Consider the following 9,177-nt stretch of genomic DNA (forward strand, 5'->3'; position numbering starts at 1 on the left):
GGGGGGCGGGCCGGTGCAAGCCCTCGCGAGCCTCCGTGATGTCCGATCCGGCGCGCGCGGGCAGAATTGACGTGGACGCCCGGCTCCCCCGGTGAGCAGCGCGCTCGCCGTCCGTCGGCGCCCGGAAAGGGGGCCCCGTGTCCTCGCCGCGACCGGAGGGTCCGCCGGGAGACGACCCGCCGCCCGGACCACTCCGGTCGGAGCCCGGGACGCTGCTGGAACAGGTGGCCGTGGCCGTGCTCGGCATCGACGAGGACGGCCGGATCTGCTACTGGGGACCCGGGGCGCAGCGGCTCTTCGGCCACGGCGCCGAGGACGTGCTGGCCCGTCCGGCGTCCGTCCTCTTCCCGGCCGCGCCCCTGGACGGGGCCGGTGCGGCGGAGCGCCTCGCGGAGCGCGGCCGCACCCTGGGGTACTGGCGGGCGCGGGTGCCGACGCTGCACCGGGACGGCAGGGTCTTCGACTGCGGGTTCCGGGTCTTCCCGGTGACCGGCGCCGGGGGCCGCTCCGTCATCCTGGGCCTGGCGAGCGAGAGCGCCGGCCTCGACCGGGTGAAGACCAACCTCGCCTTCCTCGACGCGCTGTTCGCGACCTGCCCCATCGGCCTCGTGATGCTCGACGAGAACCTGCGGTACGTCCACCTCAACCAGGCCCTGGCGGACATGGACGGCGCCCCCATCGAGGACCACATCGGCCGGACCATGGCGGAGTTCATGGTCACGTCCGACGGGGGCGCGTTCGAGCGGCTGCTCCGGTCCGTCGCCGAGGAGGGCCGGACCGTCGTGAGCACGCCGGTCGTGCTGCGTACCCCGGGCCGTCCCGACCTGGAGCAGGTGCGCTCCGTGAGCTTCTTCCCGCTGAGCCGGGCCGTGGGCTCCCTGCCCGGTGTGGGCGGACTCCTGGTCGACGTCACCGACCGCGAGCAGGCCCTCGTGGAGGCGGCGGCCGGGCGGCAGCGACTGGCGCTCCTCGACCGGGCGGCGGCGGGCATCGGCACCACGCTCGACGTGCACGTCACGGCCGGCGAAGTGGTCGACACGGTCGTCCCGGAGTTCTGCGACGCCTCCGTGGTGGAGGTCGTGGAGTGGAAGGACGAGCACGAGGTCCTCGACCTGGAGTCGGTGCTGGTCACCCGTCGGATCGCGGCCGCCACCGGCCTGCCGCCGCCCGGCGCCGAGCTCGTCGGCGGCCTGGAACTGGTGACGTATCCGCCGGGCTCGGCGATCCACCGCGCGCTCGCGACGGGCCGGCCCGTCTGCGTCCCCGTGAACGACGACTTCCTGGCCCGTACGGTCCTCCACCGCTCCCGCGCCCGGCTCCTCGTCGAGAGCGGTCTGACCTCGCTGCTCATCGCCCCGCTGATCGCCCGGGGCACCGTGCAGGGCATCACGATGTTCGGCCGCTCCGGCGACCGGCCCGACTTCACCGGGGAGGACCTCAGCCTGGCGGGCGAGCTCGCCTCGCGGGCGGCGCTGTGCCTGGACAACGCGCGGCTCTACAGCCAGGTCCAGGACATCGCGCTCACCCTCCAGCGCGCGCTGCTGCCCACCGCGCTGGCGAGCAGTCCGGCCGTGCGGGTCGCCCACCGCTACCTGCCGGGCAGCCGGGTCACCGAGGTCGGCGGTGACTGGTACGACGTCCTCGACCTGCCCGGCGGTCGCGTGGCCCTGGTGGTCGGCGACGTGATGGGCCACGGCGTGCCCGCGGCGGCGGCGATGGGGCGGCTGCGCATCACCACCAAGGCGCTGGCCCGGCAGAATCTCGAACCCGACAGCCTCCTGGCGGAGCTCGACGCCTGCGCCCACGACGCCGGCATCGCCTACGCCACCTGTCTCTACATCCGCTACGACCCCGCGACGGGCCTGGCCCGCGTGGCGAACGCCGGCCATCTGCCGCCGCTGCTCCGCAGGGCGGACGGCACGGTCGAGTCGGTCGACGAGGTGCTGGGCGTACCGCTGGGCGTCGGCGGGGTGCCGTTCCGCACGACCGAGGTCGAGCTCCGCGACGGGGACGTCCTCGCGCTGTACACGGACGGGCTGGTCGAGGCCCGCGGCGTGGACATCGACCGGGGGGTGGCGGCGCTGCGGGACCGGCTGGCAGCGGCGGACGGCTCCCTGGAGACGGCGGCGGACGACGTGCTGACCCGCCTGCTGCCCGACGCGCCCACCGACGACGCGGTGATCGTGCTGGCCCGGATCCGCCGTTCAACCGGTCGTTCCTGAGAACGACCGTCCGTGGTGGCCGTCACGCCTCGTCGTTCACGAGGGGGCTGCGGCGCTCGACGAGGACGACGTCGCGCCATGCCCCGTGGTGGCGGCCGATGCGTTCACGGGTGCCGATGACACGGAACCCGGCGCGCTGGTGCAGGGCGAGGCTGGCGGTGTTCTCCGGGAAGACGCCGGACTGCACCGTCCAGATGCCGGCGGCGTCGGTGGAGGCGAGCAGGGCGGTCAGCAGGGCCAGGCCCACCCCGCGGCCGCGGGCGTCGGGGTGGACGTAGACGGAGTGCTCGACGACGCCGGCGTACGCGCACCGGTCGGAGACCGGCACCACGGTGGCCCACCCCAGCACCCGGGTGCCGTCGATCGCGACCAGGCGGTGGTCGGGCAGCTTGGCCCTGTCGAACGCCTCCCAGGTCGGGGCGGTGGTCTCGAAGGTGGCGTTGCCGTCGTCGATGCCGAGCTGGTAGATGGCCAGGACCTGCTCGGCATGCTGGGGCCCCATGGGCGCGATGCGCAGGCCGGTGCCGGGGGCCGTCACGCCTCGGGCTCGATGCCGAGTTCGGCGAGCAGGCCGCGGACGCGCCGCTCGATCTCGTCGCGGATCGGCCGGACCGCAGCGACGCCCTGTCCTGCGGGGTCCTCCAGCTGCCAGTCCAGGTACCGCTTGCCGGGGAAGTAGGGGCAGGTGTCGCCGCAGCCCATGGTGATCACCACGTCCGAGGCCTGCACCGCCTCCGCGGTGAGGACCTTGGGGGTCTCGGCGGAGATGTCGATGCCGACCTCGGCCAGGGCATCCACGGCGGCCGGGTTCACCGTGTCGGCGGGGACGGAGCCGGCCGAGCGGACCTGGACCCGGTTGCCGCCGAGTCGGGTGAGGAAGGCGGCGGCCATCTGGGACCGGCCGGCGTTGTGCACGCAGACGAACAGCACGGACGGGACGGGGAGGGTGTTCATGGGACCAGTGCGCCTTCTTCGGTGGAACGGGCGGGCTCGGCCGGCCGCTGCCCGGTGTGGGGGACGACGACCTCGTCCTGGTCCTCGGCGGCCGGGCGGCCGAAGCAGACGACGACCAGGCCGAGACCGGAAGCGGCACCGACGAGCTGCGCGGCGAGGAAGGGCAGGACGGAGGTGGGGGCGATGCCGGCGAAGGTGTCCGTGAACGCCCGGCCGATCGTGACGGCCGGGTTGGCGAAGGAGGTGGAGGAGGTGAACCAGTACGCCGCACCGATGTAGGCGGCGACCAGCGGCGGCGCCAGGTGCGCGCGGCCGGCCCGGGCCAGCCCGAGGATGAGCCAGACCAGCCCCGCGGTGGCCACGACCTCCGCGAGCCAGAGGTGCCCGGCCCACCGCTCGTGGGTGGAGAAGGCCACCAGGGGCTTGCCGAACATGGCGTCGGCCAGCACGGCGCCGCCGACCGCCCCGGCGACTTGCGCGGGCAGATACGCGACGACGTCGCGCAGGGCCGGGCCGTCGCCGGTGCGGCGGCCGGTGAACCAGGCGGCCAGGGTGACCGCCGGGTTGAAGTGCGCCCCGGACACCGGGCCCAGGAGGGCGATGAGCACGCCGAGCCCGAAGACGGTGGCCAGCGAGTTGGCAAGCAGCCGCGTCCCTGCGTCGTGGGTCAGTTCGGCGGCCTGGATCCCGGAGCCGACCACCACGGCGACCAGCGCGGCCGTCCCCAGCCCCTCGGCCACCGCCCGCCGCAGCAGCGGCGCGGGCGTGCTCACGCCGGCGCCTTCGCGGATGCGCCGGGGATCTCCAGCAGGGAGGACAGCTTCGCCAGCGCCTCGGGGAGCACCCAGTAGTACACCCACGTCCCGCGTCGCTCCGAGCCGACCAGCCCCGCCTCGCGCAGCACCTTCAGGTGGTGGGAGATGGTCGGCTGGGAGACGTCGAACGGACCGATGAGGTCGCACACGCACGCCTCGCCGCCCTCGTGGGAGGCGATCAGCGACAGCAGCCGCAGCCGGATCGGATCCGACAACGCCTTGAACATCCGCGACAACTCGACCGCCGCGTCCTCACCGAGCGGCTCGCGGACCATCGGTGCGCAGCACGCCGCCGCTTCGTCGTCCTGCCCGAGCACCGGCAGAACAGCTTGTTTCGACATTCCTCAATATTGACAGCCATAGATCCCGGTGGCAAGGTCGGCTGTATCGACAGACGTCGAAACAGCACATTCGTTGGGAGACCGCCATGTCCCGTGTCCAGCTCGCCCTGCGCGTGGCCGACCTCGAAGCCTCGATCGCCTTCTACTCCAAGCTGTTCGGCGCCGAGCCGTCCAAGCTCCGCGAGGGCTACGCCAACTTCGCCCTCACCGAGCCGCCGCTCAAGCTCGTCCTCATCGAGGGCGAGACCGGCGAGGACACCCGCCTGGACCACCTCGGCGTCGAAGTCGCCTCCACCGAGGAGGTCGACGCCGCCACGACCCGGCTGAAGGACGCGGGGCTGGCGACCTTCGAGGAGAACGACACCTCCTGCTGCTACGCCCTCCAGGACAAGGTGTGGGTCACGGGCCCCGGCAAGGAGCCGTGGGAGGTCTACGTCGTGAAGGCCGACGCCGACCGGCTGGGCAAGAGCGCCGTCGCCGGCGGTGACGCCTGCTGCTCCGGCCAGGAGGAGAGCACCGCGGCCACGCCGGCGGCTGCGGGCTGCGCCTGCGGCAACTGAACGGCGCCGCTCACCCCCTTCCCCTCCTCAGCCCCCGMTCGACGCCCGTACGCGTAGTCGGGGCAGGACGAACAGGCGGTGCCGGGGTGCGTCCGGCTGGTCGATTCTGCGGATCAGCAACTCCACCGCCGACGCGCCGACTTCGTGCTTCGCCGGGGCGACGGCGGTCAGCGGGACGTCGGCGAGGCCGGCCACCTCGTCGTCGTAGGCCACGATCGCGACGTCTCCGGGGACCTGGACGGAGCGCGCCCGCAGCCTGCGGAGCAGGGCGAGCGCGTGGTTGTCGGGGTGGGCGACGACGGCGTCGACCCGGCCGGCCGCCACGGCGTCCAGGAGTTCCTCGACCGGGTCGTCGTACTCCGGGCTCCCGGGGCCGGCGTCGCCGGTGTCCAGGACGGACACCGGGAGGGGGGCGTCGAGTCCGGCCGCACGGACTCCGGCGTCGAATCCCTCGACGATCCACCGCGCGGTCGGACTGGTGCCCCGGACGAGGAGGGCGAGGCGGGTGCGGCCCGCCTCCGCGAGGTGGCGCACCGCCAGGCGGGCCCCGTGCACGTGGTCGGAGACGACGTGGTCGATGCCGGCCGTCTCGTCCGACTCCGGGCGGCGTTCGACGATCACGACGGGTACGGGGAGGTGCTCGTACCAGCCGCGGGGCCCGGTCGGGACGACGAGCAGCCCGTCGACGCCGTCGCCGATCATGCTTTCGACCTGGGCGCGTTCCTCGGCCGCGTCGTATCCGGAGATGTCGAGCACCAGCCGGGCGTTGCGGGCCGCCGCGGCCTCGCGGGCGCCCTTGATCACCTCGGGGTAGTAGTAGTCGGCGGAGGGGACGACCAGGCCGATGACACGCTCCCGGCCGCGGCCCGGCAGGGCGGGGACCGCGTCGGCGGTGGCCGCGGTCTCGGCCCAGGCCTCGGGCAGCATCGCCCCGCCGTGCACCCGGGCGACCAGGCCGCGGTCGGCGAGCACCTCCACGTCCCGGCGGACGGTCACCGGCGAGACGCCGAGTTCGGCGGCGAAGTCGCTGACCCGGAGCGATCCCTCCTCGCGCAGTCTGCGCAGGATCGCCTGATGCCTGTGTTCCGCGTGCACTTCCCCGCTCCCCTCGTACGACGGCCAGGTCGGGAGGGAGTGTAGCCATCGCGAGGTCACCTCAGTCGGTTTCTGATCGAACGGACACCTGATGGCGGTTTCTGTCCAAAGCGTTGCTCTCTTGGTTTTCTGCGTGCTAGAAACCCCACGCCCACGAGCCAGCGACAGCGCCGAGGCAACGAGGCGCTCCTCCCGTAAAGGTCGTCCCCATGCCCTCTCCCTGGCCTCGCCGCACCTTCCTGCACGCCGCCGGCGGGGGCGCGCTCGCCCTCGGACTCGCCGGGGCCCCGGCACACCCCGCCCTGGCCGCGGCCGGCCCGTCCCCCGCCCCCGACGCCCTCGGCACCGCGTCCGACGCGGAGTTCGACACCCTGCGCGGCCGGTGGCGCGACCTCATCCTCGGTACGGGCTTCAGCCCCACCGCGGAGCCGTTCCGCGGCATCCTCGCCGCCCTCGGCGCGACCGCCGCCGAGTACCGGGCGACCATGGCGCCGGCGAGCGGCTCCCTGTGGCCGGGCCGCTCCTGGGCCGATCCGGACCCTGATGTCGACGCCGAGTCCTACGCCTTCTCCGCGACGATGAACGAGGCCTACACCCGGCTGCGGACCATGGCGGAGGCGTACTCCCAGCCGGGCACCGGACTGACCGGGGACGCCGGGCTCCGGGACGCCGTCCTCACCGGCCTCGACCACCTGAACGCCGAGGTCTACCACGAGCGCACCACGCGCTACGGCAACTGGTACAACTGGCAGATCGGCGCCCCGCAGGCGCTGATGGACACCTGCGTGCTGATGTACGACGACCTGTCGGCGGAGCGGATCGCCGCCTACTGCCGGGCCGTGGACGCGTTCGTACCGGACTCGGTCTTCGCCTCGTACACCGGGACGTCCACCGGGGCCAACCGCGTCGACCTGTGCCGCGGGGTCGTCCTGCGCGGAATCGTCGGCAGGGATCCGGCGAAGATCTCGCTCGCGTCCCGGGCCCTGGAGCCGGTCTTCCCCTATGTCACCTCCGGCGACGGTTTCTACGCCGACGGCTCCTTCGTCCAGCACCGCAACGTCCCTTACATCGGGGGCTACGGCGCCGTCCTGCACGACGGCGTGGGCCGGCTGCTCGCCCTGCTGCGCGGATCGAGCTGGGCGGTGACGGGGCCGGGCACGCAGCTCTTCCTCGACACGATCGAGAAGGCCGTCGCCCCGTTCCTCTACAACGGCCTGATGATGGACAACGTCAGCAGCCGGGGCATCAGCCGCATGGGCACCAGCGACCACCAGCGCGCCCACGGGCTGATGGCGACCATCCTGCTGGTCGGCCAGGGGGCGAGCGCCGAGGAGAACGCCCGGTGGCGGGCGATGGTCAAGGGCTGGCTGCGGCGCGACTACCACTACCCGGCGCTCGCCGACCCCGGCCTGAGTCTGGTCAGGGCCTCGCTGCTCCAGGGGCTCCAGGACGACCCGTCCGTGCGGGCCGCTCCCGAGCCGGTCGAGCACCGGCTGTTCCCCCAGATGGCCCGGGCCACCCACCGGCGCCGCGGCTGGGCGGCCTCCCTCTCCATGGCCTCGAACCGCATCGCCCACTACGAGTTCGGCAACGGCGAGCACGCCCGCGGCTACCACACCGGCGCCGGCTGGCTCTCCTGGTGGGGCGACGACTTCGGCCTCGAACAGTACTCCGACGCGTACTGGCCCACCGTCGATCCCTACCGCCTGCCCGGCATCACCGCCTCCCGCAAGCCGCTCGCCGACGGCGAGGGCGGCAACTGGGGCCAGCCCATGCCGGACGCGGCCTGGGTCGGCGGCACCACCGACGGCGAGTTCGCCGCCGTCGGCCAGCACCTGAAGGGGCTCTCCAGCACCCTGGACGCCAAGAAGTCCTGGTTCTGCCTCGACGACTCGGTCGTCTGCCTCGGCGCCGGGATCACCGCCGCGGACGGCCACGCCGTCGAGACCACCTTCGACAACCGCGCCCTCGGCACGACCGGCGCCCCCGCGCTCACGGTCGACGGCCGGACCCAGCCGGTCGCCCAGGGCTGGACGGGCACCTTCGCCGGGGCCTCCTGGGCGCACATCGCCGGACAGGCGGGCTACGTCTTCCCCGGCGGGGCCCGGCTCGGCGCGCTACGCGAGGAACGCACCGGCTCCTGGCGGGACATCAACACCGGCGGCTCCCCCGACCCCGTCACCCGCCGCTATCTGACCCTCTTCACCGACCACGGCGTGGACCCGACCGGCGGCGCCTACGCCTACGTCCTGCTGCCGGGCGCGAGTGCGCACGCCACCGCCCGCGCCGCGCGCGACCGGGGGCGGCTGCGGATCCTCGCCAACTCCGGTGCTCGGCAAGGCGTTCACGTCCCGAGGCTCGGGCTCACGGCGGTGAACTTCTGGAGCGCGGGCACCGTCGAGCGGCTCCGGGTCAGTGCCCCCGCCTCCGTACTCGTACGAGAGCACCGCAACGGCACGGCGACCCTCGTCGTCTCGGACCCCGCCCGGCAGGCCACCGGCCTGGAACTCGTCTGGCACCGCAGGGTCAGCCGGGTGCTCTCCCGTCCCGCGTCGGTCACCGCGGCCACCACCGGCTCGTCACTGAGGCTCGTCCTCGGCGACCTCACGGGACTGGCCGGCGCGCCCCAGCGGATCACCGTCCGCCTCGGCTGACCCGGGGAGGAGAAAGGATGCCGTCCGGTCCCGGCCGGGCGGCCGCCTTCGCTCACCCGTGCGCGGGGACGTCACCCGGGCCGACGTCGGACGAAACCTGCTGGCGGGGGGCGTGCGATCCCAACAGGGGGGCATGCGGGGGCAGTTGGTCGAATGCTAAAGAACAAGCCAAGCATGACCCGCCCGACACCTCCGGAACGCACCGGAACCGGAGCCGCCGGATGCCGGGAGTAACCGCGTTGTCACAGGTCAGCGGTCCCGGCGCCGCCGACGACGCCGGGACGGGCCGCCCAAGGCGGATGATTCCGCCTTCAAAGGTTCAGCACATTTTCCATACATCCCCTCTTCAGACCGGCCGCGATGCTCTAGATTGACCATGCTTCACAGCTCGGACACCAGGCGACAAACGATGATCTTTCGATCACGTGCCAGCGGACGACCGGCGCGCGCATCCCCGGTCGCCCGCATGACCCGTGTCCACGGAACGCAGCAACACCGGCACGTCATGCGCGGGGAGGGCGGGGGCCCTTCCCGGC

At 73.4% G+C, this 9,177-nt stretch carries 8 protein-coding genes; 3 read left to right on the forward strand and 5 right to left on the reverse strand.

What is annotated here, in order from left to right; all coding sequences use genetic code 11:
• The first annotated feature begins 137 nt into the window (after positions 1-137).
• Complete coding sequence (locus EAO70_RS04760) at positions 138-2,222, forward strand: SpoIIE family protein phosphatase (RefSeq protein ID WP_148001748.1); 2,085 nt, start codon at positions 138-140, stop codon at positions 2,220-2,222.
• A 22-nt stretch (positions 2,223-2,244) separates the two neighbouring features.
• Here EAO70_RS04760 and EAO70_RS04765 read toward each other — a convergent pair whose 3' ends face one another.
• From EAO70_RS04765 to EAO70_RS04780, 4 genes are read right to left on the reverse strand one after another with little or no spacing between them, the layout of a single operon-like run.
• Positions 2,245-2,724 (reverse strand): GNAT family N-acetyltransferase, encoded by a 480-nt coding sequence (locus EAO70_RS04765; RefSeq protein WP_148001749.1) that lies wholly within the window; start codon positions 2,722-2,724, stop codon positions 2,245-2,247.
• Between the two features lie 32 nt (positions 2,725-2,756).
• The gene (locus EAO70_RS04770) at positions 2,757-3,176 is read right to left on the reverse strand and encodes an arsenate reductase ArsC (RefSeq protein WP_148001750.1); all 420 of its coding nucleotides are present in this window, start codon (positions 3,174-3,176) and stop codon (positions 2,757-2,759) included.
• Entirely contained in the window at positions 3,173-3,949 is a 777-nt protein-coding gene (locus EAO70_RS04775) for an aquaporin (RefSeq protein WP_148001751.1), read from the reverse strand. The genes EAO70_RS04770 and EAO70_RS04775 overlap by 4 nt, the downstream gene beginning before the upstream one ends.
• Positions 3,946-4,332 (reverse strand): ArsR/SmtB family transcription factor, encoded by a 387-nt coding sequence (locus EAO70_RS04780; protein WP_148001752.1) that lies wholly within the window; start codon positions 4,330-4,332, stop codon positions 3,946-3,948. The genes EAO70_RS04775 and EAO70_RS04780 overlap by 4 nt, the downstream gene beginning before the upstream one ends.
• Before the next feature lie 86 nt (positions 4,333-4,418).
• Here EAO70_RS04780 and EAO70_RS04785 point away from each other — a divergent pair, with 86 nt between their 5' ends.
• Positions 4,419-4,892: an ArsI/CadI family heavy metal resistance metalloenzyme gene (locus EAO70_RS04785; protein ID WP_148001753.1), complete on the forward strand. Its 474-nt coding sequence runs from the start codon at positions 4,419-4,421 to the stop codon at positions 4,890-4,892.
• Positions 4,893-4,919: 27 nt separating this feature from the next.
• Here EAO70_RS04785 and EAO70_RS04790 read toward each other — a convergent pair whose 3' ends face one another.
• Positions 4,920-5,987, reverse strand: coding sequence for a LacI family DNA-binding transcriptional regulator (locus tag EAO70_RS04790; RefSeq protein ID WP_148001754.1), 1,068 nt, complete (start codon positions 5,985-5,987; stop codon positions 4,920-4,922).
• Between the two features lie 209 nt (positions 5,988-6,196).
• On the opposite strand from EAO70_RS04790, the gene EAO70_RS04795 reads away from it, so the two are divergent.
• Positions 6,197-8,641: a polysaccharide lyase 8 family protein gene (locus EAO70_RS04795; RefSeq protein ID WP_148001755.1), complete on the forward strand. Its 2,445-nt coding sequence runs from the start codon at positions 6,197-6,199 to the stop codon at positions 8,639-8,641.
• Positions 8,642-9,177 lie beyond the last annotated feature (536 nt).

It is taken from the genome of Streptomyces sp. adm13(2018), assembly GCF_008042145.1.
Lineage (GTDB): Bacteria > Actinomycetota > Actinomycetes > Streptomycetales > Streptomycetaceae > Streptomyces.